Annotated in this window: 22 protein-coding genes and 3 pseudogenes; 11 read left to right on the plus strand and 14 right to left on the minus strand. The window is 63.1% G+C overall.

The window, feature by feature from the left end:
* Positions 1–834 (minus strand): annotated as a pseudogene (locus DFR67_RS24760) (IS256 family transposase); the annotation flags it as partial.
* Positions 835–927: 93 nt separating this feature from the next.
* On the opposite strand from DFR67_RS24760, the gene DFR67_RS24765 reads away from it, so the two are divergent.
* The 4 genes and pseudogenes from DFR67_RS24765 to DFR67_RS24775 all read left to right on the plus strand — a co-directional run bounded on the left by DFR67_RS24765 (position 928) and on the right by DFR67_RS24775 (position 5,032).
* A complete protein-coding gene (locus DFR67_RS24765) occupies positions 928–1,662 on the plus strand; it encodes an SDR family NAD(P)-dependent oxidoreductase (RefSeq protein WP_245938145.1) in 735 nt (244 codons plus the stop codon).
* Positions 1,663–1,821: 159 nt separating this feature from the next.
* Positions 1,822–3,228, plus strand: coding sequence for an IS1380 family transposase (locus DFR67_RS24770; RefSeq protein ID WP_110472153.1), 1,407 nt, complete (start codon positions 1,822–1,824; stop codon positions 3,226–3,228).
* A 143-nt stretch (positions 3,229–3,371) separates the two neighbouring features.
* Complete coding sequence (locus DFR67_RS30640) at positions 3,372–3,653, plus strand: pPIWI-associating nuclease domain-containing protein (RefSeq protein WP_281268374.1); 282 nt, start codon at positions 3,372–3,374, stop codon at positions 3,651–3,653.
* Positions 3,654–3,888: 235 nt separating this feature from the next.
* A pseudogene (locus DFR67_RS24775) lies at positions 3,889–5,032 on the plus strand (IS3 family transposase).
* A 92-nt stretch (positions 5,033–5,124) separates the two neighbouring features.
* On the opposite strand, the gene DFR67_RS24780 reads toward DFR67_RS24775, so the two are convergent.
* Positions 5,125–6,219: a HigA family addiction module antitoxin gene (locus DFR67_RS24780; protein WP_110472154.1), complete on the minus strand. Its 1,095-nt coding sequence runs from the start codon at positions 6,217–6,219 to the stop codon at positions 5,125–5,127.
* Between the two features lie 12 nt (positions 6,220–6,231).
* Positions 6,232–6,534, minus strand: a complete 303-nt coding sequence (locus DFR67_RS24785; RefSeq protein ID WP_245938146.1) for a type II toxin-antitoxin system RelE/ParE family toxin — start codon at positions 6,532–6,534, stop codon at positions 6,232–6,234.
* A 1,292-nt stretch (positions 6,535–7,826) separates the two neighbouring features.
* On the opposite strand from DFR67_RS24785, the gene DFR67_RS24790 reads away from it, so the two are divergent.
* The gene (locus tag DFR67_RS24790) at positions 7,827–9,047 is read left to right on the plus strand and encodes a YncE family protein (RefSeq protein ID WP_245938147.1); all 1,221 of its coding nucleotides are present in this window, start codon (positions 7,827–7,829) and stop codon (positions 9,045–9,047) included.
* Between the two features lie 63 nt (positions 9,048–9,110).
* Here DFR67_RS24790 and DFR67_RS24795 read toward each other — a convergent pair whose 3' ends face one another.
* Genes DFR67_RS24795 through DFR67_RS24805 form a run of 3 tightly spaced genes read right to left on the minus strand, consistent with a single transcriptional unit; the run spans position 9,111 to position 11,853 of the window.
* Positions 9,111–9,950, minus strand: a complete 840-nt coding sequence (locus DFR67_RS24795) for an enoyl-CoA hydratase-related protein (RefSeq protein WP_110472155.1) — start codon at positions 9,948–9,950, stop codon at positions 9,111–9,113.
* A gap of 56 nt (positions 9,951–10,006) precedes the next feature.
* Positions 10,007–11,005 (minus strand): MaoC family dehydratase, encoded by a 999-nt coding sequence (locus tag DFR67_RS24800; protein WP_110472156.1) that lies wholly within the window; start codon positions 11,003–11,005, stop codon positions 10,007–10,009.
* A 5-nt stretch (positions 11,006–11,010) separates the two neighbouring features.
* The gene (locus DFR67_RS24805; protein ID WP_110472157.1) at positions 11,011–11,853 is read right to left on the minus strand and encodes an HpcH/HpaI aldolase/citrate lyase family protein; all 843 of its coding nucleotides are present in this window, start codon (positions 11,851–11,853) and stop codon (positions 11,011–11,013) included.
* 203 nt (positions 11,854–12,056) lie between these two features.
* Here DFR67_RS24805 and DFR67_RS24810 point away from each other — a divergent pair, with 203 nt between their 5' ends.
* Complete coding sequence (locus tag DFR67_RS24810) at positions 12,057–12,797, plus strand: GntR family transcriptional regulator (RefSeq protein ID WP_110472158.1); 741 nt, start codon at positions 12,057–12,059, stop codon at positions 12,795–12,797.
* 4 nt (positions 12,798–12,801) lie between these two features.
* Here the strand turns inward: DFR67_RS24810 and DFR67_RS24815 are convergent, their stop codons facing one another.
* Both DFR67_RS24815 and DFR67_RS24820 read right to left on the minus strand, forming a co-directional pair.
* Positions 12,802–13,956: a CaiB/BaiF CoA transferase family protein gene (locus tag DFR67_RS24815; RefSeq protein WP_110472159.1), complete on the minus strand. Its 1,155-nt coding sequence runs from the start codon at positions 13,954–13,956 to the stop codon at positions 12,802–12,804.
* Positions 13,957–13,965: 9 nt separating this feature from the next.
* Positions 13,966–15,090: an acyl-CoA dehydrogenase family protein gene (locus DFR67_RS24820; protein WP_425451338.1), complete on the minus strand. Its 1,125-nt coding sequence runs from the start codon at positions 15,088–15,090 to the stop codon at positions 13,966–13,968.
* Positions 15,091–15,296: 206 nt separating this feature from the next.
* Between DFR67_RS24820 and DFR67_RS24825 the strand changes: the two genes are divergently transcribed.
* Positions 15,297–16,115 (plus strand): alpha/beta fold hydrolase, encoded by an 819-nt coding sequence (locus tag DFR67_RS24825; RefSeq protein WP_110472161.1) that lies wholly within the window; start codon positions 15,297–15,299, stop codon positions 16,113–16,115.
* Between the two features lie 100 nt (positions 16,116–16,215).
* Here DFR67_RS24825 and DFR67_RS24830 read toward each other — a convergent pair whose 3' ends face one another.
* The 5 genes and pseudogenes from DFR67_RS24830 to DFR67_RS24850 all read right to left on the minus strand — a co-directional run bounded on the left by DFR67_RS24830 (position 16,216) and on the right by DFR67_RS24850 (position 20,496).
* Positions 16,216–16,779 (minus strand): dihydrofolate reductase family protein, encoded by a 564-nt coding sequence (locus DFR67_RS24830; RefSeq protein WP_110472162.1) that lies wholly within the window; start codon positions 16,777–16,779, stop codon positions 16,216–16,218.
* Between the two features lie 124 nt (positions 16,780–16,903).
* Positions 16,904–17,614 (minus strand): annotated as a pseudogene (locus DFR67_RS24835) (enoyl-CoA hydratase-related protein); the annotation flags it as partial.
* Positions 17,615–17,727: 113 nt separating this feature from the next.
* Positions 17,728–18,069, minus strand: a complete 342-nt coding sequence (locus DFR67_RS24840) for a DUF1801 domain-containing protein (RefSeq protein WP_110472164.1) — start codon at positions 18,067–18,069, stop codon at positions 17,728–17,730.
* Between the two features lie 55 nt (positions 18,070–18,124).
* Complete coding sequence (gene ychF, locus DFR67_RS24845) at positions 18,125–19,204, minus strand: redox-regulated ATPase YchF (protein WP_084891685.1); 1,080 nt, start codon at positions 19,202–19,204, stop codon at positions 18,125–18,127.
* A gap of 65 nt (positions 19,205–19,269) precedes the next feature.
* The gene (locus tag DFR67_RS24850; protein WP_110472165.1) at positions 19,270–20,496 is read right to left on the minus strand and encodes an AI-2E family transporter; all 1,227 of its coding nucleotides are present in this window, start codon (positions 20,494–20,496) and stop codon (positions 19,270–19,272) included.
* Positions 20,497–20,613: 117 nt separating this feature from the next.
* Here DFR67_RS24850 and DFR67_RS24855 point away from each other — a divergent pair, with 117 nt between their 5' ends.
* On the plus strand, positions 20,614–21,717 hold the full coding sequence (locus DFR67_RS24855) for a DNA glycosylase AlkZ-like family protein (RefSeq protein WP_110472166.1): 1,104 nt from the start codon (positions 20,614–20,616) through the stop codon (positions 21,715–21,717).
* A 3-nt stretch (positions 21,718–21,720) separates the two neighbouring features.
* On the opposite strand, the gene DFR67_RS24860 is transcribed toward DFR67_RS24855, so the two are convergent.
* On the minus strand, positions 21,721–21,987 hold the full coding sequence (locus tag DFR67_RS24860; RefSeq protein ID WP_110472167.1) for a hypothetical protein: 267 nt from the start codon (positions 21,985–21,987) through the stop codon (positions 21,721–21,723).
* 195 nt (positions 21,988–22,182) lie between these two features.
* Here DFR67_RS24860 and DFR67_RS24865 point away from each other — a divergent pair, with 195 nt between their 5' ends.
* The 3 genes from DFR67_RS24865 to DFR67_RS24875 are packed head-to-tail and all read left to right on the plus strand — an operon-like array spanning position 22,183 to position 25,412.
* Entirely contained in the window at positions 22,183–23,709 is a 1,527-nt protein-coding gene (locus DFR67_RS24865; RefSeq protein WP_110472168.1) for an AlkA N-terminal domain-containing protein, read from the plus strand.
* Complete coding sequence (locus DFR67_RS24870) at positions 23,706–24,230, plus strand: methylated-DNA--[protein]-cysteine S-methyltransferase (RefSeq protein ID WP_110472169.1); 525 nt, start codon at positions 23,706–23,708, stop codon at positions 24,228–24,230. The genes DFR67_RS24865 and DFR67_RS24870 overlap by 4 nt, the downstream gene beginning before the upstream one ends.
* A gap of 30 nt (positions 24,231–24,260) precedes the next feature.
* Positions 24,261–25,412 (plus strand): DNA recombination protein RmuC, encoded by a 1,152-nt coding sequence (locus tag DFR67_RS24875; RefSeq protein WP_245938148.1) that lies wholly within the window; start codon positions 24,261–24,263, stop codon positions 25,410–25,412.
* The last annotated feature ends 40 nt before the right edge of the window (positions 25,413–25,452 follow it).

Consider the following 25,452-nt stretch of genomic DNA (forward strand, 5'->3'; position numbering starts at 1 on the left):
ATCAGATGCACCACACAGGTCTGGACCGTGGTGGCCGGCCACACATGCTCGACAACCTCCGGCAGGCCCTTGAGACCGTCGCAGACGAGAAAGAAAACGTCCCTGGCGCCACGGTTACGGATGTCAGTGAGCACGCTCATCCAGAACTTGGCACCCTCACCGCCCGTGCCGGCCCACAAACCAAGCACGTCGCGGCGCCCGTCCAGGCTCACCCCGATGGCCGCGTAGATCGGCCTGTTCGCGACCTGCCCGTCGCGGATCTTGACCACGATGGCATCGATGAAGATCGCCGCGTAACACCTCATCGAGCGGACGTGCAGACCAATCCTGCATCTCCTCGATCACCTTGTCGGTGATCCGAGAAATCGTCTCCTTCGAGACCGATGCACCGTAGATTTCAGCGAAGTGCGCGCTGATCTCCCCAGTCGTTAACCCTCTGGCGTACAACGATAAAACGATCTCATCAACGCCGTTGAGCCGACGCTGCCGCTTCTTGACGATCTGCGGTTCGAACGTACCTTCGCGGTCTCGGGGGACTTCGATCGGGACCTGCCCGGTCGACTCGGTCAGCACCGTCTTCGACCGAGTGCCGTTGCGGATATTTGTTGATGCCCGATCCGGGTTGGCCTGGTTCTTGTCGTGCCCGAGATGCTCGGTCATCTCCTCGTTCAATGCCGTTCCCAGGACCGTCTTGGTGAACTGCTTGAGCAGCCCATCCGGGCCCGTCAGCGACAGGCCCTGCTCTCTCGCCAAGCGCACGAGCTCCGCTGCCGCCGCCTCCTCGGCCGACGGTGGTGTCGACTTCTTCTTCGTCACATCATCCAGCGTCGTCATCACGGCACCCTTCTCGCCGGGCATTCACCCAGCGTGTCGGGCCGAAACACCGTTTAAGAAACACTCCCGAAAATTGAAGGGGCATCAGCAATCGTGACCGGAGGCGCGTCCGGCCTTGGATTAGCAACGGCACGAGCGCTTACCGACCACGGTGCGAGGGTCGTTATTGTTGACCTGCCGTCCGCCCACGCAGCCGAAGCTGTTGCAGAGATCGGTGATTCGGTGGCATTTGTACCCGCAGATGTACGGGAAGAAGCGGGCGTCCAAAACGCAGTAGATCGGGCAAGCGAACTGGGTTCTCTTCGGGTCTTGGTGAATTGCGCCGGTATCGGCGATCCAGTACGCATGTTGGGTCGTTCAGGTCCGTCCGACCTTGAGCGCTTTCGTCGGGTTGTTGACATCAATCTCGTGGGTTCATTCAACGTGACACGGCTAGCAGCTGAAGCAATGGCCGCGAGTCAGTCAATCGACGGCGAACGCGGAGTAATTGTGAACACCGCATCCGTGGCAGCGTTTGACGGCCAGATTGGACAAGCATCGTATGCTGCGTCGAAAGGCGGAATAGTAGCCCTGACGCTGCCGCTCGCCCGGGAACTGGCTGCCCGTCAAATTCGGGTCGTCACCATCGCCCCCGGAATGTTCGAGACGCCAAGCCTTCAAGGCCTGAGCGGCGAGATCCTGGCTTCGCTCGGTGCTCAAACGCCGCACCCATCACGGCTCGGTCTTCCAAATGAATATGCGTCGCTCGTTACATCGATTCTTGCCAACCCCATGCTGAATGGCGAGACCATCCGACTCGACGGAGCCATTCGGATGGCGCCCCAATAGGCTCCATCTGCAGCGTCAGTGCGCGGGTCTCTTCGCTAGCCTGGATTTTTCGCGTGTCATCTGGGAAAAGAGTGTGTAGATAAGCGAAAGTGCCTGTCCTGCAAGGCATAATGGGACTTCTCTACGGTTCCATCACCCAGGCAGAAAGGCACTTCGCAGGTGAAGAATATCGCAACGGTTTCACGAGTGAAAGTATCGGCCGACGGACACGGGGTCCTCTCGCACGCCGGAGTGGGAATGGTGCGCGAAGTCGCGGACCTGACCGGTCTGTCCGCGCAGGTCACAGGGGTGTTGGCTGATACCTACCGGGGTCCGTGGTCCCATGCACCGGGTGCGGTGTTTGCTGATCTGGTGGCCGCGGTCGCCGACGGCGCCGACTGCGTCGACATCGCCGCACAAGCAAGCCGGAGCCGTAGCCGTAGCCGTAGCGCAGTGTTCGGTCCGGCTGCCTCGACTACCACGATGTGGCGGCTGATCGATGAACGGATCGACGCCGAGCATCTATCTGCGATTCGTACCGCACGTGCCCATGCTCGGGCGGCGGCGTGGGCTGCTGGAGCCGCACCGGTGACCGAGTGGTTGTGCATCGATGTCGATGCCACCATCACCATCGATCACTCTGAAGGCAAAGAGAACGCGGCCGCGACCTGGAAAAGAACCTTCGGAATGCATCCGTTGATGGCCTATCTGGACCGACCTGACATCGCCGGTGGCGAAGCGTTGGCCGCGCTGCTGCGACCTGGGAACGCCGGAAGTAATACCACCGCCGACCACATCACCGTCCTACATCAGGCGCTGCAATACCTACCGCAGGACTATCAACCCGCGCCAGGTGTTGGTGATGGACAGAAGATTCTGGTCCGCTCGGACTCAGCCGGCGCCACTCACGGGTTCGCTGCGGCATGCCGCGATGCTGGGGTTGGGTTCTCGTTCGGGTTCGCCGTCGATCACCGGGTCCGAGAGGCCGTCGAGCACCTCAATGCCACCGCCGGATGGATGCCGGCGATCGATTCTGACGGAGAGGTTCGCGAGGGCGCATGGATGGCCGAAGCCACTGACCTGGTCTCGCTCGGGTCGTGGCCGGCCGGGACCCGACTGTTGTTGCGTAAAGAACGCCCTCACCCTGGTGCGCAGTTGCGGTTCACTGATTCCGACGGGCACCGGATCACTGGGTTCATTACCGACACCCGTCGATCTGTAGTGCCCGGCGGGATGGCCGGACTCGAACTGCGCCATCGGCAACACGCGCGGGTTGAAGACCGGATCCGTCAGGCCAAAGCGACCGGGTTACGCAACCTGCCCTGCCACCACTTCGATGCGAATGCGGCCTGGCTCGAAATCATCTGCGCCGCGACCGACCTGGTTGCTTGGACCAAACTCATCGGCTTCGCCGACGAGCCAGCCTTGGCGCGCTGCGAGATCGAAACCTTCCGCTACCGGGTCCTGCACGTAGCCGCGAGAATCACCCGCGGAGCCCGAGACATCCGACTCCGCATCGATTCGAGTTGGCAACGGGCACAACAGATCGCCGACGCGTGGTGCCGAATCCGATGTGCCTTCACCTGACCACGATCTCCCGCCCCAACGACCAGTGAAAGGCAAACCCCGGCCCGCGAAACCGGCACCCACCCGAGCGACATCGGGCAAATCCCCACACCTACACACCGAAAACCGCCCCGGACCACCCAGGCCCGACCGAAACCCGCACACTGAACAACCGGCACGAAAAATCGAGGCTAACTGACAGGGGTAAAGTTACTAGAAGGTCAAAGATGTCTTTTCTGCTCCGTAGAATTGGTATTACCGATAACCTCATTACCGGAGTCGTAGCGAAAGACATGGACAACGTACTCGCCCTGTTTCGTACGTTCAACGACGGTACTCACGGGCATGCCGGACGCTTTACAATCACCGAGCTGTCAGCGATCCGAACCCGAGTCGAAGCCGCAATAGCGTTCGTACACGAGATCGTCACCACGCCTCACGTTTGAGCTAATCACTGCACGAAGGGGCCCTTTGGCAGGTCGCGTGGCGTTCGACAAGAAGTTGACGGCTAGGACCACATCACAGCGGTTATGACCGAGCAACACTCAAATTTTGGCCGTTCACTAAACACATGAGTATTGGACCATGCGCGTAGTCCTGTGGCGTGTCCCCAGTAGATGAGTCCACGAGGTTTTAGAGTCTTTGTTGCCCCGACCTGGGGTTGGAAGGACGATGAACATCATGGCTGGACGGAAACGTGACTCCGCGGAGCAGATCGTGCGCAAACTGCGCCAGGGCGACGAGCTGGAGGCGGCCGGTAAGACCTCTGAGGAGATCGCTGCCGAACTGGAGGTGTCGGTGGCGACGTTGTTCAACTGGCGCCGTCAGTACGGCGGTATGGACACCGACGCAGCGAAGGAGCTCAAAGAGCTCCGGGACCAGAACGGCAGACTCAAACGGCTGCTCGCCGACGCTGAGTTGGAGAAGGACGCGCTGCGAGAGGTGGCCAAGGGAAAATTCTGAGCCCAGCTGCCAAACGCCGCGCCGTCGATATGCTCGTAGAAACCAAGGGCATCTCGAAACGGTTGGCGTGCAGAGCTGTTGGTCTTGCCCGTTCCACCTACAGTCGTACCCCGATCGCCCAGACCCCGGCCGACCCGGACGCTGAGTTGCGTGGTTGGTTGCGGACCTACGCCACCAAACACCCGCTGCATGGGTTCCGGCGGGCGTGGGCGGCGCTGCGGTTCGACGAGCATCGCGATGTGAACAAGAAGAAGGTGCACCGCCTGTGGAAGGAAGAGGGCCTGCAGGTCCGCATCAACCATCCCCGCAAGCGGGCCGGCGAATCGTCGGTACCGTTGTCGATGCTGATGCACCGAAGGTGGTGTGGGCTCTGGACTTCCAGTTCGACTCCACGATCGATGGGAAGGCGGTTAAGATCGCGTCGATGATCGACGAACACACCCGCCTGTCGGTCCTCAACATTGTCGAACGATCGATCACCAGCGACCGGTTGGTTGTTGAGCTGGGCAAGGCGTTTGCGCTGTGGGGTGGGCCGCCGCAGGTGCTGCGGATGGACAACGGTCCGGAGTTCATTTCCTATGCGCTGCAACAGTTCTGCGACAAGAGGGTCGGTATCTCCTACATCCCGCCGGGCACGCCGTGGAACAACGGCCACATCGAATCTTTCAACAACCGGCTACGGAAGGAATGCCTCAACCGCAACCACTGGACCAACCTGCTCGAGGCCCGCGTGGTCATCGAGGACTTCAAAGATGACCACAACCACCGACACCGGCACTCATCACTCGGCTACAAGACGCCGGCCGAGTATGCTGCCCAATGCACCCACACCCATCATCCCGTGGAATGCGAGATTGACTAATCACCGTGGCTCTACAACCACGTGGCCCGACTATCGGGGACCTGCCACCTGGTTTAGACGTTGACGAACGTCTGTCGGCCAGCAGTCGTTAGTTACTCCGAGAATGTGTCCTTTAGATCGACGCAGAGCGTGTTCCCAAATCGATAATCGAGCAAGCGCTTTCGGTGCATTTGATGCACGGCTACTCCCGGCGAGATCCCTACTTGTCTCGCGGCGCGTGCGATATCACCATCCCGCGTAAGACCCCGAAAAGGTTCCATGCCGCTCTCGCTGAAAAGTGTGTTGAAGGCGAAGTGGTTTGCGCCTTTCTCTGCGGAGCTGGTTCGCCGCTTCTCCGTCTTGTACTCCAGATGCATTTCGCCGCGCGGGTCGTTGAGCACATGACCAAGTTCATGAAACAAGGTCCAGACCACAAAACCATCTTTGCCCCAACGGCCCGTCTGCTGAATGACCGGAACCCGCTTGTCAATCCATCTCGTCATCCCTAGGAGCGGAAAGCTCTTCGGTGGCTCCACAACAACGAAGACAACACCAACATCGGCCAGGAGACCAGCGATGTCGCGCAGCATCGTCTGGTCCGGCCGCGCCGCGCGGGTGCGGAGATCAGGCAACGCCGCACGCAGGTCGGTTTCGTCATAGTTGTACGTTCGGCCACGCTCGAAGCGCTCAGTAAGCTCAGCTGCGCGAAGCCATGTCGTGAGGGCAGTCGGCGCGACGTCGGCACCTGACTCCTTCAGCGCAGCAAGAGCGTAATCGCCTTGCGACGCACTCTCGTGGAGGTGCAAATAGACGTCCCACGTGCCGCAACGGTGGAATGCGAGGAAATCAGAGACCAAACGGCCAGGGTTGGCGCGCGTTGCGGTAGTCGCCCCTAGGCTTCGCAAGTAGGTCGCAGCGTTTGCGTCAATGTCGTCGACGTGGCGCGCTAAGTTCTCCTCGTCGGCTATGCGGGTGAGGTCCGCGCGGTACGCCGCTTCGTACCGTAGCCAAGCGTCGGCCGGTATCCGGCTGACCCGTTCCAGCCTTCGCGCGGTTTCCGGCGTTACCGAGGCACGGCCATTGACGATCTCATTCACGTGTTTTCGGCTAACCCCGAGAAGCTCCGCAGCCTGCTGCTGGGAGAAGCCTTGGTCGTCAATCCACTCCTCGAGATACTCCCCGGGGGCTACAGCGTAGTTTGTGGTCATTGGCTTCTCCTTTCAGTGGTAGTCGTAGATGTCGATCACCGTCACGGTGACTGCGTCCCAAGGGTCCGAACCGCCTTCGGGGCGGATCAAGATTCGATAATTACCGCTAAGCTTCCCTGCCCACTCGCCGGCATGATCGCCCGTGAGCTGGTGCCAGTTACCCAGCGGGTCGAGGGTGGCAAGTTCACCCACCGTGACTGCTGTGCGCAGAGCGTTAACACGTAAGCGGAGTCTGCCGGCGATGTCCCCACGCTTCCTCTGCATCTCCTGCTCGTCCGTGCACAGCGTCTCCAGCTTTCGGTTCTCATACAGCACTTCCAACAGGGTGTCACCGATCTCGTTACATTCTAACGCTGGCCGACGACACATTATGCCGGATGTGACCAAGCAGGCCCACTGGGAGCACGTCACGTGGGATGGCGGCCGCGGACCTAGCGGCGAAAGTGTTCTCTGGAGTCGCCTCCGGCGAGAAGCGGGCGACCAGCGGCATCAACACCGTTGGCTGTGTCAGTACGCTCGCGGCGCCAGGTTGAATTACCGTTGGCCGCCCTCCACATCTTGTCCGGATGCTACTTTCTATTCCAACAATTTCGCGGTGTGGGCGAATAATGCGCCATCTGGCGGTCCAGCGCGTCGAAGACATCGCCGAGATCTTTGAACTCGATTGGCGGCGCGTCGACGTGCCGCGATGCCGTCGCCGTAGCTGTCGTCATGGTCGACCGCGTTACCGGGGAATCAACGGTCGCAGGGGCCCAAATGCTCCGTTCGAGAACTCCGCTAGTCCATCGAGTAGCGGAGTCCACGCACGGGTCGTTCCGTCGCGTCGACTCCGCTCGAGTATCCAGCAGTGACGCTCCTCCCCCGCGCCGCAGATCCTCGAGCTGCTATACCGGGCATCCCGGGCCCCGCGATCTCCTTGGTCACTGCGCGGTCAGGTTCGTGGCAAGTTCGAGCGCTGTCGCGGGCTACGTTCGCGAGCAGCACCACGTTGCCCTCGCATCGACGACTGCCGCCCAGCGCGGGATCGAGTATGTTGCGAACAACAGGCCGTCGTCGGCGAGGCGTACCGGCAGACGAGCCACTGCCCCTAATGGTCGACCCGCCGCCGGGTGTGTAGTCGATGGCCGCACCGACCGCGCCGGGGTGTGCGGCGTTCCAGTCCCAGTCCTCATCGGTCGCCTAGTCGACGCGGCATCCACCCGCCAGCGGGATCGCATCCGGATACATCTCTGCGAACGCGCCGGCTACCCAGTAATGGCCCGCCACGCCGTGCGGTCACGCACAACCAGCGGCTCGGTTCCTGCGCCATCGTCACAGTGACGGGCCGCCTTCGCACCTCAGCAATTTCGGATGACCTCTTGGCTACCATTTCTGCAGGCAGTTGGCGCTGTATCTGCGCTAATTGGATTTAGCGCAGCCAGGAACGGCAGGTCGGCGCATGCGTCGTCTGAGCACCCACGTTTTAGGCCAGGGCGTTTCGTACCAACTCAATATGTCGATAATTGCGTCGACGGTGGGCCCAATCGCTACGCTCAACCCTTGTTACCGGCCGGTAGGTGGCCGCAGGACGATACATCGGGGGAAATGTGCGACGTTCGAGGGCGATAGTGGCTGCTGTAGCGGTGCTCACCGCAGTGGTGACGAGTGTGTCGACGGCAGGTGTTTCACACTCCGATCCAGGCTTGCGGGACGTCCTGATCGTCGGCAACAACTGGGAGGGCACCGCCGACGTCCTCACCTCCACCGCGCCGTACACCAAGATGGGCCGCATCAACGCCATACCCGACAAAGACGAACGCCTGCGGGAGATCTTCGCAGATCCGGTGAAATCAGCGCTGTTCCTGGGGATTCGGTACACCGTCGGCGAAGGTCACGATCAATACATCGACGACATCTACGCCACCGCAGACGGGCAAGCAGTGGTCCTGTCGCGACCCAGTTTCGCCGACGTCGTCTCGATCGACCTCGCCAGCGGCAAGATCCTCTGGCGATTCCCGGTATCAGGCGCACGCGCAGATCACATGGCGATCTCCCCGGACGGACACAGCATTGCAGTGTCGGCGTCAACCTCGAACACGGTGCACGTCATCGACGTGGCCACCGGCAAACAACAAGGACGTTTCGGCACCGGTGACAAGCCCCACGAGAACGTCTACACCAACGGCGGCCGATACCTCTGGAACATGTCAATCGGGGAGGTCAACACACCGCTCGATGCTCCCGCCCTGGACGCCACCAAGGGCGACCGCAAGATCACCGTGGTCGACACCACCACGTTCCGCGTCGTACGGACCATCGACATGCGTCAGCGCCTCGATGCGATCGGTCGACGAGACCTGTCCGACGCAGTACGGCCGGTCGCCTTCTCCCCCGACGAGAAAACGATGTACTTCCAAGTGTCATTCTTCGCCGGGCTCGTCGAGTACGACGTCGCGTCAGACACCATCACCCGGGTGGTGGACCTGCCCAAAAACCCTGCCACGTCGCCGGATCGGACACGCTGGGTCAACGACTCCCGACATCACGGCCTGTCGATGAACACTGACGGAAGTCAGCTGTGCGTGGCCGGCACCATGGACGACTACGTCACCATCGTCGACCGTCGCTCCCTGACGCCCGGCCCCCTGGTGCGCACCGCGAAACCCTACTGGGCGACGGTCAATGGCGACAGCACTGACTGCATCATCTCCGAAAGCGAATCAGACACAGTCTCCGCGATCAGCTTCTCGACCGGTCAACGCACCGCCCAGATACCGGTCGGAGATCACCCACAACGAATCCGGCTCGGGAAGGTCTCGGCCGCCTGGACAGGCAACTCGGAACACTGACGCCGGCAGCGTCGGTTGCCTTTCAAATCGCCGCGAAGCGGGACGTCACAGCACTGTGGACAGTCACTCAAAGACAGTCGGCAGCCCGTCCGACACCCGCTGCGGGAATTCCGGCACCCGCTTGTCGAGGAACGCGGTCACCCCTTCTCGCACATCGTCGGAGGTACCGCGGATATAGATGGCTTTCGACTCGGCTCGGTGTGCGACCTCGGGACTGTCGGCACCGAGCATCCGCCACATCAGCTGCCTGGTCAGCGCAGCCGACACAGGCGCGACGCCTGCCGTCAACTCGGTCGCGACGGCAATCGCGCGATCGAGCACCTGATCGGCCGGCACCAGTTCGCGGACCAACCCGCGCTCGAGTGCTTCGTCCGCAGTGACCATCTTGCCGCCGATCGTCCACTCGAGCGCGGTGGAAATCCCGACAATGCGCGGCAAGAACCAATTGGAACAGGCCTCGGGCACCAAGCCCCTGCGGGTGAAGACAAATCCGAACTTCGCAGTGTCGGCGGCGATACGGATGTCGGCAGGCAACGTCATCGTCACTCCAACGCCTGCGGCCGGGCCGTTGATGGCAGCGATGACCGGCTTGAGCGACCTGAATATCCGGAGACTGACTTGGCCACCCTCGTCGGGCGGCGCATGCCCGGTCCCCTTGTCGTCGAGCACGAAGGTGTCGCCGCCCGCACCCAGGTCTGCTCCGGCGCAGAACGCCCGACCTGCCCCGGTGATCACAACCGCCCGCACCGAGTCGTCAGCATCGCACTCGTCGAACGCCTCGATGATCCGGTCATGTATCTCGCTCGTGAAGGCATTGAGCCGATCCGGCCTGTTCAGCCGGACAATCGCTATGGGCCCCCGACGCTCCAGCTCCACCACATCGCCTGCGCTCGGTACGGTCACAACGGCTCCTCCTCGCGTCCTCGTGCTCTCGAGATCACACGGTAGACCCGTCGCCGCTACCCGCCGGCCGCCAGTGCCGTGAACCGCCAGTCCAGCACCGGTACAGCCCCGTCCTGACCACCGACCACCTCGGCGATAGACCGCAGTCGCAGCAGCATTGCACCTCCGTCGATCGTTTCGGCAGACTCGACGTGCAGCCGACTTGTAATCGTGTCACCTTCCCGGACCGGACCCAGGTGATCGCACGACTGCCAGCCGAGGACGGTCACGAGATTCGGCAGCGCCCTGGTCGCCTGCGAAAGTGCGATGCCGATGGTATGCCCGCCATAGACCAGCCGGGAACCACCGTTGACTCGTGAATCATGATGTGTTGCGGCGATGTTGAGGGTCAATCGGGCCAACTCCGGTGCGCTGGAGACAACATCGGCGCTGCTGCTGAACACTGTTCCGGCAAGGTCTGTCGAGGTCGTCGGCATCCCCGAGAGATCCCAGCCCTCCGGGATGCCGTAGACAGGTTCGTCGGCCGGACCGATTGCCGACAGGTCGTCGGCCGCCGACTCGCTGCCGTCGCGCGGTGAATCCGAGAACGGGATCATGGCGCACCGGTAGAAGTCCAGGATCTTGCGGCCGGTCTGATCGACGGTCTCCATGCGCAACGCCACCAACCCGGTGGGGCGTCGACCCGGTTTCACGGTGTTCGCTTTGAGCCCAACGACTTCGGTCCGGGTGTCGAGCGAGTCGCCGATGTGCGGAAAAAGGTGAAACCGCAGACCCCGGTAGAACAGATTCGCCTTCACGTGATGGGTGGCCAGAGTCGATTGGCCGATGGCAATGTCGCAGACCAGCCCGGGATGGGCGAGTTCAGCTGACCGTCCGGTGATCTCCGCGGACAGGTGCGCATCGAGCGGCAGGCGCAGACGGTCTCCGAGGATGGCCTGATGCATCGCCGCGGCACCGCTGGTGAGGGTCATCGACGGCGCGGTGTCGAAGACCTGGCCCACTGCCAATTCGTCGAAGTACGGGCCACCGACATCGATCGGATCCGCTTCGGTCATGATGCTCAGTTCCCTTCTGCCAGTGCCAGCACACGACGCGCCGACACCGCGATCGCCTCATCGAGCATCTGCCCGTTGAGCGCGGCGGCTCCGGCACCCTTGGTCTCGGCGTCCGCGAGAGCACCCAGGATTTGTCTGGCCTCTTCGACGGCCTCGGCTGTCGGGGTGAATGCCTGCAGGGTGAAGGCGATCTGGGCCGGGTGGATGACCCATTTGCCGTCGAAACCGAATTCACGGATCCAGCGGCCCGCGGCCCGGAAGTACTCATCATCGGCGATGGTCAGGTGCGGTCCGTCGATGGCCGCGATACCGGCGGTCCGGGCGGCGATCAGTATTCGATCCTGAACGGCCGACCACCGGTGCGGCGGAAGATTACGTTCTCGGCCGAGTGCTGCCGCGAGATCCGCGTAGCCGATGACAATCGCATCCAGGCGGTCAGTCGCGCCACAGATGCCGTCGAGATGGGTGAGCCCGGCGGGTGTCTCGATGAGCGCCTGCAGACCAGCAGGGTGCGCGCCCAGCGCCTGGTCCGCCGCCCTGAGGTCATCGGCACTCTCGACCTTCGGCACAACCACACTCGACAACGCCCTACCTGTTGTCGCCAATGCCGCCAGATCGTCGCGTGCCCAAGGCGAATCGATGCTGTTCATCCGGACCGCAAGCCTCGGACCCGAGGTGGCATCGCCTGCGAGCAGCTCGACCACCAACGCCCGAGCCGCATCCTTCTTCGTCGCGACGACCGCATCCTCGAGGTCCAAGACCACTTCATCAACCTCGAGCGCCAGGGCCTTGTCGATCTTCCGGCGGTCGGACCCGGGTACGACCAATACCGACCTGCGTCGTTGCATCGACTGATACCTCACCTCGATTGTCATATGTACGGCCAAATAGTCACGGGATTTTTCCTAAATGTCAAGGTGCTGCTTCAAACGGCTGCGGAGGCCCTGAATATGGCCGTACAATATGCACGTCGGCCGATCACCCCTTCATCCGACACGACGTGTGGACCAGGTTGGTGCAGGCGCATGAGCTGCATAGCATCTGAGGAACCATGACCGGTAAGAAGCGCGAGGCCGAACCCGCCTACCAGGTGTTGTCCAACCAGCTGCGACAGGACATTGCCGGAGGGCTGTATGACAACGGCGCAAAACTCCCCACCGAGGCTGAGCTCTCCGAACGTTATGAAGTCAGCCGACAAACCGTACGACGCGCGTTCGTCGACCTCGTGGCGGCAGGCATCGTCTATCGGGTGCCGGGGCGCGGCACGTTTGTCAACGAATCCGGTGGTCGCTACCTCCGCCAGCAAGGCTCGATCCAGGACCTGCTGAACCTGTCGACCGACACGACGATGGAAGTGGTCAGCCCCCTGTCCCGCCGCATTGACGTGGAGGCCGCGAGCCGGCTCCGCCTCGACAGCGATGTCGTCTACACCATGGTCTTCCGGCGCATGCACGACGGAATTCCGTTTGTTCTCACCACGGTGCACCTGCCCGAGCACACCGCAAAACTGGTCCTGAGTGCGCCGGAGGTTGCCGCCGGCGCAGTCAGCACTTACACGATGATCGGCCTGCTCGAACCCCATCTCGATTCGCCGATTTCCGAAGCAGCGCAGTCCATCACGGTCGATGCCGCGAACGGTCTGGATTCCGCGCACCTCGGCTGCACCGAAGGCCACCCGGTCTTGCGTATCGATCGTCTCTACACCGATGCCGCCGGTGTCGCCCGTGAACTGTCGGTGAGTCACTACCTACCGGAGCACTACACCTACCGGGTGACCCTGCAACGCGCTTGAGCGGTCACACCTGAACGCCCAGTTCCCGGCGGATCAGCTCATTGTGCTCGCCCAGCCGGGGTACCGACCCCAACGGGACGTCATCGGCCCCGGCAACAGTCACAGGAGATCGGAGACCTCGAGCAGTTCCGGTTTCGGTGTCGACGTCGCGCCATCGGTCACGCGACTGGAGGGCCGGGTGATCGAGCAGCTCGGCCGCCGTACGCATCCGGGCGTTGGCGATACCGGCCTGATCGAGTTGCTGGACGACGTCAGCTGACGAACTACGTTGCAGCGCCTCGGTGATGAGCGCATTGAGTGCTGCCGCGTTCGCGACACGGTCCGGGTTGTGGATGAACCGCTCATCGGTGGCGAGTTCGGGATGATTCAACACGAGCGAGCACAGGGATGCCCACTCTCTGTCGTTCTGCACCGCCAAGAAGACGGACTGTCCGTCACCACACTCGTAGGGGCCGTAGGGGGCGATCGTTTGGTGGCGAGCGCCGGTGCGCGGCGGAGTCGCCCCCGAGAAGCCGGCGAGCAGCGCCGGCTGACTCATCCACTCCCCTAGCGCATCGATCATGGCGACCTCGAGCGAAGCACCTTCTCCTGTTGCCTGGCGATGGTAGAGCGCAGTCAAAATACCTGTGTAGGTGTACATCCCGGCGGCGATGTCGGCGATGGAGAGGCCGGCTTTCGCGGGTTCATCCGGCGAACCGGTGACCGCCAACACGCCCGTTTCGCACTGGATGAGCAGGTCGTACGCCTTCTTCGACTGATACGGTCCCTCGGTCCCGTAACCGGACACGCTGCAATGCACCAGGTCCGGGTGGTTTTCGCGCAGCGTTCCCGCGTCCAGCCCGAGGCGGTCGATGGCCCCCGGCCCGAGATTGCTGACGAACACATCTGCCCGCTCGATCAGGACGTCGAGGACCCGTCGGTCGTCGGCGTTTTTCACATCGAGTTCGAGACTTTCCTTGCCGCGATTGAGCCACACGAAGTAGCTCGATTGTCCGTGCACACTGTGGTCATAACCGCGCGCGAAGTCGCCGACGCCGGGGCGCTCGATCTTGATGACCCGAGCGCCGAGGTCTGCAAGCTGACGGGTGGCGAAGGGCACGGCAACGGCGTGTTCGAGCGAGACGACGGTGATGCCGGCGAGAGGCTGAGCTGAGGTCATCGCCGTCTCTCAGATGCCGCCGCGGGAGACCAATTGGCCCGCTATGACGTTGCGCTGGATCTCGTTCGTTCCCTCGCCGACGATCATCAACGGTGCATCCCGGAAGTAGCGTTCGACGTCGTATTCGGTCGAGTACCCGTAGCCACCGTGAATACGAACTGCGTTGAGCGCGATCTCCATCGCGATCTCGGAGGCGAACAGCTTGGCCATGCCCGCTTCCATGTCGCACCGTTCGCCCGAGTCGTATTTCTCGGCCGCGTAGCGGGTGAGTTGACGGGCGGCGGTCAGTTTCGTGGCCATGTCGGCGAGGTAGTTGCCGATCGACTGATGCTTCCAGATCGGCTTCCCAAAACTCTCGCGCTGCTGCGCATAGGCCAGCGAATCCTCCAGCGCCGCAGTCGCAACACCGAGCGCACGGGAGGCGACCTGGATCCGACCTGTTTCCAGGCCCTTCATCATCTGGGCGAACCCCTTGCCCGGGGTGCCGCCGAGGATGGCCGTCTGTGGGACGCGGCAGTTGTCGAAGGAGAGCTCACACGACTCGACACCCTTGTAACCCAGCTTGGGCAGATCCCGCGACACCGTCAGTCCCGGTCCGTGTTCGGCCAGCACGATCGAGATTCCTGCGTGTCGGGGCTGGGCTGTGGGATCGGTCTTACACAGCAACGCGATCACCCCCGACCGACGCGCATTGCTGATCCACGTCTTCGACCCACTGATCACAAGGTCATCGCCCTCGGTCTTGGCAACCGTCGTGAGGGCTTGCAGATCGGATCCGCCGCCCGGTTCGGTCAACGCCATCGTCGCCCGCATCTCCCCGGTGGCCATGACGGGCAAATACTTCTGCTTCTGCTCGTCCGTGCCGTACAGCGCGATGAGTTTGGCCACCACCGTGTGTCCACCCATGGCACCGGACAGACTCATCCAACCCCGCGCCAATTCCTCGGTGACCGCGACGTAGCAGGGCATCGACACCGGCGACCCACCGTAGGCCTCGTCGATCGCCAGACCGTAGATACCGATCTGCTTCATCTGCTCGATCCATTTCTCCGGATACTCGTTGGCCTTCTCAACCTCCCGTACCGACGGCTTCACCTCGCGGTCGACGAAGTCGCGAACAGTCCGCACCAGCATTGCTTCTTCGTCGTTCAGGTTGTAGCCCACGTGATCCTCCAAGACAGAAAGTTTGTACGGCCATATTCGCGTGACGGAGCCCGTCTGTCAATATTCGCAGCCAAAGTGGATCGCTGACCGCAGTTTTTGGCCGTACATTTAGGGTCGGCCGGAAGCCCTACAGTTCAGCCGTCAGTGATACCAGTACCGGTATTCTCGATGCGACCATGGACCACTCCTCCTCGAGCACGCCGCGCCACCGCACCGTAGAGACCACCGACGGTGCGATGCTCGCCGTACAAGAAGGCGGACCCGCCGACGGACCGCCGCTGCTCCTTTTGTCCGGTCAAGCCAACTCACACGACTGGTGGACGGGCATTCGCGATCACTTCGAGGGGCGTTTTCACACGATCACGTTCGACTACCGCGGCACCGGGGCCAGTCGCGCCGTGGAGTCCCCCGGCTGGTCGACCACGCTGTTCGCCGATGACGCAGTACAGGTGTTGGAGTCCGTCGGTGCCGACTACGCCCACGTCTACGGCACTTCGATGGGTGGCCGAGTCGCACAAATGCTCGCCATCAACCACCCCGCAGCAGTGGAGCAACTGGTGCTCGCGTGCACGACGCCGGGTGGAACTCTCGCCGTCGAGCGCGACAACAACGTTCGACGCGCTCTGGCACAAAAAGATTCGCACGCCAGGATCGCTGCGCTCCTGGATCTCATGTACACGCCGGCCTGGTATGCGCCGGGTAGACGAAGCCACCTGCTGGGAGATCCCGACATGTCGGCCCGTGCACAGTTACTTCATCTGAAGGTCAGCGGCAGCCATGACGCCGTCGACCGGCTCTGCGAGATACGTTCGCAGACCCTGATCCTGCATGGCAGCGACGACCGTATGGCCCCAGTTGTCAACGCCCACAACCTCGGCGACGCCATTCGGGAGGGCCGTGTCGACATCACCGCGGGTGGTCGGCACGGCTTCTTCGACGAGTTCGCCGACGCTGTCTCAGCTCAAGTCATACAGTTCCTCGACCACGGCCTGTGACGACCCCCATCAACGCAAACCCACCCGTTCTGGTCACACCCAGGGGTTCACGCCCCGTGGGTCTGACCAATACGGGTGGGTCTGTGCACCGCGGCGGTTTTCAGCGCGGCCGATAGTGGAGATACGCGGTGCCGTTGTCGAAGATTGTGTGCTCGACAAGATCCAGATCGAGGCGAACATCGTCTGGCAAGGCCCGGAGTCCGCCGCCCACCACCTTCGGAACCACAAAAAGGTGAAAGTCTTCGATGAGACCCGCACGAATCGCCGCAGCCGCGGTGGTCGGGCCGAAGATCTCGACCACACCGGCCGCGCCGTCGACGATGCGCCGCAACTCGTCCAAGCCCAACTCAGGCACAAGACGCGCGCGGTCTGATTGGAGCTCGCCGGGCGACATCGTCGATGACACCACCACCTTGTCGATACCCCGCCACCGTCGGGCGAACTCCCGCGCGGCCTCAGGACCGTCAGCGTCGTCAGGGTAGGTCTCCCAGTAGTCCATCCCCGCATATGTCTTTCGGCCCAGCACCTCGGTCGACACCGTCGCGATACGATCGAGATGGACGGCGAACACCGCATCGCTCGGGCCGGTCCACTGGAAGTCACCATCAGCGTCGGCGGCATAGCCGTCGAGAGACACTGTCGCGGCGTAACTCAGAGTTCCCATACTGTGCCGATCTCCTCGGGCGGGCTGCAGTGCAGCCGACCCTACCGGCTTTCTCTTACGCGCCGGTGTTGCAGTGCCGGTGCGGCCGAAAAGCCGGTAGAGATGGGGGTCCGACAAGGGATGCCTAGTCGAAGACCCGTGGCAGTCCGGCCGACACCTTTAGAGGAAATTCCGGAACCCGCTTCTCGAGAAACGCCGCGACCCCTTCGCGAACATCGTCGGACGTTCCGCGTACGTAGATGGCCTCGGACTCCGCACGGTGGGCCACTTCCGGACTCTCAGCGCCGAGCATCCGCCACATCATTTGCCTGGTCAAAGCCACCGAGACCGGTGATGTGCCGCAGACCAGGTCAGTTGCCACCGCAATCGCCCGGTCGAGAACCTGGTCAACCGGCACCACCTCCCGCACGAGACCTCGTTCGAGAGCCTCGGACGCCGACACTATCTTGCCGCCGACAGCCCATTCCAGCGCCGTGGAGATGCCGACAACCCGAGGGAGGAACCATGTCGAACATGCCTCCGGCACCAGACCCCTCCGGGTGAAGACGAAGCCGAACTTCGCAGTCTCCGAGGCGATTCTGATGTCAGCGGGCAGACTCATCGTGACACCTACGCCGGCAGCAGGGCCGTTGATCGCGGCCACCACGGGCTTCGTCGACCGGTAGAGACGCAGGGCAACTTCCCCACCGGAATCTGCGGGTGCGCCTCCGGTCTCCGGGTCGTCGTCGAGGACAAAGGTGTCGCCACCCGCCTCCAGGTCTGCTCCGGCGCAGAAGGCTCGCCCCCTGCCGGTCAGAACCACCACCCGAATCGAGTCGTCCGCATCGCACTCATCGTTGACCCAGCAGCGCAAACCCACCAGTTCTGGTCAAAATCAAGGGTTCACGCCCCGTGGGTGTGACCAGAACTGGTGGGTTTGCTGGATTGGACTGGTGCGGTCGAGACCGGCTATCCCCGATTCAGTGCCACCGCGCTCTGCACCAACGCCACGAAAGCATCAGCGTCGAGCGCATCCGTCTCGTTGATGTCGATCGCACGCCGAACACCGGCACCGAGACATGCGTTGAACAGCTTCGCCGGGTCCGGAAGGGACGCGCCCTTGGCAAATGTCACCTTGATCTTGTCTTTGTACGTCTCGAGTGTGCAGACGAGACCGTCGAGTGAAAACGTCGGCACCCCATCGGGGTTGGAGGGCTTACGCCACTTCACTTCTTCGACGACGTCGGGCTCAGCCCGCATGATCAGTGACCGCACTTCACCGACCCTGGATTCCCGCCAATCGTTACCCATGCGATCACGATAACGGATGTCAGGTTCGGTGAACCCGGTTGCTTCAAACCGTCTTTTACACGTTGAAGCGGAACTCCACGACATCTCCGTCAGCCATGACGTAGTCCTTGCCTTCCATCCGCACTTTGCCCGCAGCTTTCGCGGCGGCCATCGAACCGGCGGCGTCGAGGTCGGCGAAGGACACGATCTCGGCTTTGATGAAGCCTTTTTCGAAGTCGGTGTGGATGACGCCGGCGGCCTTGGGAGCGGTGTCGCCTTTGTGAATCGTCCAGGCGCGCGACTCTTTTGGTCCAGCGGTCAGGTAGGTCTGCAAACCCAGGGTGTGAAAACCGGCGCGGGCCAACGAGTGCAGACCGGGCTCGTCCTGACCGATCGAGTCGAGCAACTCCTGGGCGTCCTCAGCATCGAGTTCGAGGAGCTCACTCTCGACCTTCGCATCGAGGAACACCGCATCTGCCGGAGCCACCAGCTCTTTGAGCTTTGCGATCCGCTCGGGGTCGGTCAGCACGGATTCGTCGGCGTTGAACACATAGAGGAATGGCTTGGTGGTCATCAAGTGCAGCTCGCGCAGTTTCGCGAAGTCCAGCTTGTCCTTCTGTGAGAACAGCGTCTTGCCCTCGTTGAGGATCTTCTGCGCTTCTTGAACAGCGGCGACGACCTCGACGAGGCCCTTGTCCTTGCGCGAATCCTTCTCGAGCCGCGGCAGCGCCTTTTCGATGGTCTGCATGTCAGCGAGAATCAACTCGGTCTCGATCACCTCGATGTCGGAGACCGGATCGACGCGACCGTCGACGTGCACCACGTCATCGTCGGCGAACACCCGCACGACCTGACAGATGGCCTCGGCCTCGCGGATGTTGGCGAGGAACTGGTTGCCCATCCCCTCCCCCTCGGAGGCACCCTTGACGATGCCGGCGATGTCGACGAACGACACGGTTGCGGGCAGGATGCGCTCGCTGGAATGGATTTCAGCCAGTCTCGCCAGCCGGGAATCGGGCAGCTCCACCACACCGACGTTGGGCTCGATGGTGGCGAACGGGTAGTTCGCAGCCAGCACATCGTTGCGGGTCAGCGCATTGAACAGGGTGGATTTGCCGACGTTGGGCAATCCGACGATTCCGAGGGTAAGACTCACGGGTGACCAGTCTAGTTCCCGGTGGAAGTCACTCTGCGCGCCGTCCGACTTCGACCGCACACAGGTCAGGCCTGCTCGGGTCTGGCCACGCCGTCGTCGGGAACCACCAGATCGTCGTCCTCATCGTCTGCCACCACCCGTTCTCCGGCCCTGATCGCGATCTGTTCGTTCAGGTACCGCAAGATCACCGCCACCACGGCAGCCACGGGAACCGCCAAGAATGCTCCGATGATGCCGAACAGCGTGCCGCCGCCGGTCACCGCGAGCAGCACGATCGCGGCATGCAGGTTCATCGACCGTGATTGCAGCCACGGCTGCAGCACATTGCCCTCGAGCTGCTGCACCGCGACGATGATGCCGAGCACGATCAGCGCCGTCCACGGACCGTTGCCCACGAGCGCAACCAGGACGGCGAGCGCGCCGGCGACAAAAGCTCCCACGATCGGGATGAAACCGCCGAAGAACGTGATGATGGCAAGTGCATAGGCCAAGGGCACACCGAGAATCACGAGCCCGAGTCCGATCAGCACGGCATCGATGGCGCTCACCAGAGCCTGGGTGCGGATGAAGCCACCGAGAGTCGACCAGATTCTCGTGAGCACCTCTGCCAGGTGCTCGGCGGCCGGCGCTCCGCTGGTACGACGCAGCCACGGCACGAACTTCGGACCGTCTTTGAGGAAGAAGAACGTCAGGAACAACACCGTGAAGAGGGTGATCAGCACAGACGTCGCGGCGGTTACGCCCGTGAACACGCCTGAGGCGATGGTGGTGCTGGAATCCTGGATCCGGCTGGTGATCGCGTTGACCGCATTGTCCAGTTGATCGTCGCTGAAATTGAACGGTGGGCCGTGCAACCACTCCTGGATCTTCTCGACGCCGTCGGTGGCCTGCGCGGCCAGGTCTCCCGATTGGTCGACCACGGACGGCGCGATGGCACTGATGATCCCGCCCACCACCCCGATGGCCAGCAGCAGGACCACCACGGTCGCCGCAGCGGCATTCATGCCTTTACGCCGCAGCCACCCCACCGGCGGCCAGAGCACCGTGCACACGATGATGGCGAGCAGTATGGGCAGCAGCATGACCCAGGTCTTGCCGACGATCCACGCCAGTACCCAGGCCCCTCCGGCGATGAGGATCAGGCGCAGGCTGTGCTTGGCCAGCCACTGAGTTCCTTGGCCGATCACATTGCCGCGGTTCGGGGTCAGCGCGGCCGGAACACTGGACACCACGTCCTTTTCTTCGTCACCTGACGAGCCCTTGGCAGGTTCGTCCGCTGATGTCTTTGCCATTGCTTGATGGTCACACACCCCGCAGGCTTCGTCTCCTTCGACGTCCTCTCCCGGCATGGATGTCGGTGGGCGGACATACAGTGGTCACCGCAGGTACATCCGGTTTCGGGAGGCCATATGGAGACCATCAGCCGCGCTCAAGTCCTCGCGATGCGCTGGCACGTTCAGCAAGTCGATCGGGAACCCGGAGCCACGGACTGCGATCTACTCGACTACGGCGTCCAGGACACCGGACCAGACGGAGCCCCGTGGGCGCTCCAGATACGCGGCGTCGATCGATCCGACGATGCCCTGGCCGTCGCCTGGACCATCCGCGGCGCACCGCACTACTACCGGCGCGCCGACCTCGCGCAGGTTGCTGTCGCCGCGAGTCCTCTGTCCCCCGAGGATGCCGGCAAGCGCATCTACGACGCGAGCAAGAAGTTCAAGGATGCGGGCACCGACCCTCTCGAGGCGATGGCGGAGCTCTCGGTCGAGATGCGCAAGATCGTCACGACCCCGACGGTCAAGGGCGAGATGTCGCGGAAACTGACGTCGGTCCTGCCCGATCATTTTCTGCGTTACTGCAAGCCCTGCGACGCCATCCACCCCTACGAGAACTCGTTTCGGCTGGCCGCGATCCAGGCAGGGCTCGAGTTGCAGCCGCACACCAGTCCTCCGATCCTCCAGCGGATCAAGGGCTTGCGTCCGAATCACTTTCGCCACCTGGGTGCCGAGGCCGCCGAACGGTTCGATGTCATCCGCAACTACCTGCGCTTCTATGGCGCCGCGACCCCGAAACAAGTCTCGGAGTACCTCGACGCACCCGTTCGGGACATCAAGGCGCACTGGCCTACAGATGTCGTGGACGTGTTGGTGGACGGCCAGACGAGATCGGCACTCGCCGGCACACTCCAGGTGCTGACCGATCCTCCGGAACCTTCAGGTCTCCGCCTTGTCGGTCCCTACGATCCCCTGCTGCAGGCCCGCGATCGCGAGTTACTGATGCCGGACGCCGCACGTCGCAAAGCAACGTGGCCTGTGCTCGGACGTCCCGGGGTGATCTTCTCCGCGGCCGAACCCATCGGCACCTGGCGACCGGCGAAAGCAGGTAAGAAGCTCAACATCACCGTTGAGTTGTGGGCCAAAACCAACAGGGCAATCAATGCTGCCATCGAGGAGCAAGCCGCCCGATTGGCTCGGTTCCGAGGCCTCGACCTCGGAACCGTGACACCGAGGTGAGTCTCAGCCGCGTCGACGCTGGAGCCAACGGAACATGCCGCTGACCGCGTCGAGGTCTTGCTGCACGGGGTCGGCCTGCGACACCGGAGCCTCTTGTCGAATGGCTGAAGCGCTGCGTGCCGACGCCTCCGGCGCCGCCGCTGCGGGTTTTTCGGCCTCGAGCGCCGACTTCACAGACTGTTCGCCATACAGACCCATCATGATCTCGATGCCCCAGCCCGGAAACTGCGACAACGGCGCTTCTTTGCGTCCCCATCGTGTTACGTACATATTTCACACTCTGGCACGCGTTACCAGTTTTGTCCTCCCTTTCCTGCGTAGAGACCATAAATCGAGGTCTGCGGTGCCCCTTACGCAAGACATCGAGGTGATCCAGGACACACGGCCGGGTCGCCGTGGAGGGCGGTCGACCGTGACGTCCGATTCCCGCTAGTGAAGTCTCGAGAACACTGCCAGAGTGATGGCATGAGTTCAGGTCCCGCAGCGAGCGCGCGTCAGCTCGACTTCGACAGCTGCTACCGAGCCGTTCAGTCGCGGGACGCGCGGTTCGACGGCCAGTTCTTCGTTGCGGTCCGCACCACAGGTATCTACTGCCGCCCCTCATGCCCGGCCATCACCCCCAAACCACACAACGTGTCGTTCGTGCTCACCGCCGCCGTCGCTCAGCAAGAGGGCTACCGCGCCTGTCGCCGCTGCCTGCCCGATGCGGTGCCGGGCTCACCGCGGTGGAACGTCAATTCCGATCTGGCATCCCGGGCGATGCGACTGATCGAGGACGGACTGGTCGACCGCACCGGTGTCAATGGTCTGGCCGGGCAACTCGGCTATTCACCCCGCCAGCTCAACCGTGTACTCGGCGATCAAATCGGAGTAGGACCGTTGGCCTTGGCGCGTGCCTACCGCGCAACCACGGCGCGCATGCTCATCCAGTGCACGGACATGTCGATGTCAGACATCGCCTTCGCCGCCGGCTTCGCCAGCATCCGGCAGTTCAATGACACGGTGCGCGAGGTGTTCGCCCAGACGCCGACCGAACTGCGAACCAAGGGCACGCCGCGCGGTGCCGGGCAGACCGGAGCCACGGTCACCCTGAAACTCGCCGTTCGGCAACCTTTTTCGCCGCCCTGGCTGCACTGGTTCCTTGCCGCTCACGCCGTGACAGGAATCGAGAGCTGGGACGGTCACACGTACCGTCGCTCACTCGACCTGCCGCACGGCCCAGCGATCGTGGGCCTGCAGATCGACACCGATCACGTCCGCGCAGAACTGGACCTGCAGGACATGCGCGACCTCGGCGTCGCGGTGAATCGAGTTCGCAAGCTACTCGATCTCGATGCCGACGTCGCCGCTGCGAACGACGTCTTGCAGCGCGATCCGGCCCTGTCCACCCTGGTCGAGGCAATGCCCGGGATCCGCGCGCCGGGCAGTGTCGACCCGACCGAACTACTCCTGCGAACGATGATCGGTCAGCAGATCTCGCTGCCCGCCGCCCGCACCCATGCGGCCAAACTCGTTGCGGCACTGGGTGCTCCGTTGCCCAACCCCGACGGCGACATCACCCACCTGTTCCCGACCGCCGCGGCGATCGCCGAACGCGGGCACGAGGTACTTACCGGGCCTACGGCCCGGACGACTGCGATCGTGGACGTGAGCCGGGCCATCGCCGAGGAGCGCTTGCCCATGCACGCCGGTCTGCCCCCGGATGAACTGCGGGCGCGGCTGATCGCCCAGCGCGGTATCGGGGCCTGGACCGCCGATTACGTCGTCATGCGACTCCTGGGCGACCCGGACATCCTGTTGAACACCGACCTGGTCCTGCGGAAGTCCGCTGCCGACCTCGAGATCGACCTCAGCGATACCAGTCGCTGGTCGCCGTGGCGGTCATACGCCTCGATGCACCTGTGGCGCAGCGCAGTTGCTCGCGTCGTACCCGCACTCGCCGCTGCACCGGCAGTCCCGATCACCCTCCGAACCCGAAAGAAGGTCTCATGAGCACCGCAGCCTGGGCTACGATCACCACTCCCACCGGACCGTTCACCATGGTTGTCGACAGCGATGGACAGGTGTTGGCCTCCGGATGGTCCGGCGACGCCGACTACCTCAATGCGCTGGTACACAAATCGATCCGACCAGACGTTCTGGTCAACAAACCCGATCTCGGAACGGTCACCGCCGCTGCAGAGGCCTACCACCGCGGCGACATCACCGCGATCGACGAGGTCGGGGTGAAGCAGCGGTCAGGCGAGTTTCTCGAGCACGCCTGGGACGTACTGCGCCAGGTGCCGGCCGGCGCCCCGGTGAGTTACACCGAGTACGCCCGACTCAGTGGCCGGCCCCTGGCGATCCGGGGTGCGGCCGGCGCCTGCGCACGTAACGCAGCAGCCCTGTTCGTTCCCTGCCATCGCGTGCTGCGTTCTGACCGGACGCTCGGAGGGTTTCGGTACGGGTTGAACGTCAAGTCCTGGTTGCTCACGCATGAGAACTCGGAGGAAACGCTCTTCACCTCCGCCTGAGTGTCAGACCACTCATGCACCATCACTCCCATGAGTATCACTGCGGTCGTACTGCTGGTTGTCGGTCTGGCACTCGGATTCGCGCTGGGCTGGTTGGTCCAGGCCAGCCGTACCGGTACCGAGCTCGCTGTGGCCCGGGCCGAGGCCGAGGCGGCCCACGCCAACCACGACCTGCTAATCCGGTCACTGTCGGCTGCCAGTGAGGATGCCGCGCGCCGGCAGTCGGGCGCCATCGGCCAGCAGGTCTCGCACATCGTCACCCCACTACGCGAGACGCTCGACACGCTCGCCGGCGAGCTGCGACGCACGGAACGCAATCGGATAGCGGCCTACGCGGGCCTGACCGAACAGGTGTCCGGGATGCGAGAGACGTCGGCCCATCTGGGCTCGCAGGCCGAGCAGCTCGCCGGCGCCCTGCGGTCGCCGCAGGCCAGGGGCAGGTGGGGTGAACTGCACCTCGAGCGTGTCATCGAAGCGGCGGGCCTGCAGCGACACTGCGATTTCACCAGTCAGGTCAGCGGGACCACCAACGACTCGTCGAAGGTTCGCCCCGACCTCGTCGTACATCTGGCGGGCGGCCGCGATGTGGTGATCGACGCGAAGGTGCCCTTGTCGGCGTACCTCGAAGCGTCCGACAGCACTGACCCGGCGGTCCGCGCCCACGCCTACCGAGCTCACGCGCGGGCACTGCGCGGACATGTCTTGCAGTTGTCGTCCAAGGCTTACTGGGAGGCGCTGCGGCAGTCACCGGAGTTCGTCGTCCTGTTCGTCCCCGGCGAGGCAATCCTGGAGATGGCGTGCCGAGCGGATCCTGATCTCATCGAATACGGGTTCACCCACAACGTGGTGATCGCGACGCCGACCAACCTGGTCGCGCTGCTTCGCACGATCGCACTCGGCTGGCGGCACGAAGCCCTCACCAGGGACGCCCAGCAGATCCACCAGCTCGGAAAAGAGCTCTATCAGCGGATCGGTCTGGTCACCCGGCACCTCGACAAGCTCGGCGGATCGCTGGGTAAAGCCGTCGAGTCGTACAACTCGGCAATCGGCACCATCGACTCGCGGGTCACGGTCACAGCCCGCAAGCTCTCCGAGCTCGACGCATTCTCCGACCTGGACGATCTGGACCCACCCGTCGCCATAGACGTCGCTCCCCGGCGTGCGGAATCACGCGTCAACTGAGAGATCGGGTGCGGATCCAGTCGCCTTCAGGCCTCCAGGC

Source organism: Williamsia limnetica, from assembly GCF_003217475.1.
GTDB classification, from domain to species: Bacteria; Actinomycetota; Actinomycetes; order Mycobacteriales; family Mycobacteriaceae; genus Williamsia; species Williamsia limnetica.

What these genes read in the sequence shown, in the direction of transcription:
- DFR67_RS24825 (WP_110472161.1), top strand. Translation starts at nt 15,297, where the DNA reads ATGGACCACTCCTCCTCGAGCACGCCGCGCCACCGCACCGTAGAGACC.
- DFR67_RS24870 (WP_110472169.1), top strand. Translation starts at nt 23,706, where the DNA reads ATGAGCACCGCAGCCTGGGCTACGATCACCACTCCCACCGGACCGTTC.
- DFR67_RS24875 (WP_245938148.1), top strand. Translation starts at nt 24,261, where the DNA reads ATGAGTATCACTGCGGTCGTACTGCTGGTTGTCGGTCTGGCACTCGGA.
- DFR67_RS24855 (WP_110472166.1), top strand. Translation starts at nt 20,614, where the DNA reads ATGGAGACCATCAGCCGCGCTCAAGTCCTCGCGATGCGCTGGCACGTT.
- DFR67_RS24810 (WP_110472158.1), top strand. Translation starts at nt 12,057, where the DNA reads ATGACCGGTAAGAAGCGCGAGGCCGAACCCGCCTACCAGGTGTTGTCC.
- DFR67_RS24840 (WP_110472164.1), bottom strand. Translation starts at nt 18,069, where the DNA reads ATGGGTAACGATTGGCGGGAATCCAGGGTCGGTGAAGTGCGGTCACTG.
- DFR67_RS24865 (WP_110472168.1), top strand. Translation starts at nt 22,183, where the DNA reads ATGAGTTCAGGTCCCGCAGCGAGCGCGCGTCAGCTCGACTTCGACAGC.
- DFR67_RS24780 (WP_110472154.1), bottom strand. Translation starts at nt 6,219, where the DNA reads ATGACCACAAACTACGCTGTAGCCCCCGGGGAGTATCTCGAGGAGTGG.
- DFR67_RS24830 (WP_110472162.1), bottom strand. Translation starts at nt 16,779, where the DNA reads ATGGGAACTCTGAGTTACGCCGCGACAGTGTCTCTCGACGGCTATGCC.
- DFR67_RS24800 (WP_110472156.1), bottom strand. Translation starts at nt 11,005, where the DNA reads ATGACCGAAGCGGATCCGATCGATGTCGGTGGCCCGTACTTCGACGAA.
- DFR67_RS24860 (WP_110472167.1), bottom strand. Translation starts at nt 21,987, where the DNA reads ATGTACGTAACACGATGGGGACGCAAAGAAGCGCCGTTGTCGCAGTTT.
- DFR67_RS24850 (WP_110472165.1), bottom strand. Translation starts at nt 20,496, where the DNA reads ATGGCAAAGACATCAGCGGACGAACCTGCCAAGGGCTCGTCAGGTGAC.
- DFR67_RS24815 (WP_110472159.1), bottom strand. Translation starts at nt 13,956, where the DNA reads ATGACCTCAGCTCAGCCTCTCGCCGGCATCACCGTCGTCTCGCTCGAA.
- DFR67_RS24820 (WP_425451338.1), bottom strand. Translation starts at nt 15,090, where the DNA reads ATGCTGGTGCGGACTGTTCGCGACTTCGTCGACCGCGAGGTGAAGCCG.
- DFR67_RS24805 (WP_110472157.1), bottom strand. Translation starts at nt 11,853, where the DNA reads ATGCAACGACGCAGGTCGGTATTGGTCGTACCCGGGTCCGACCGCCGG.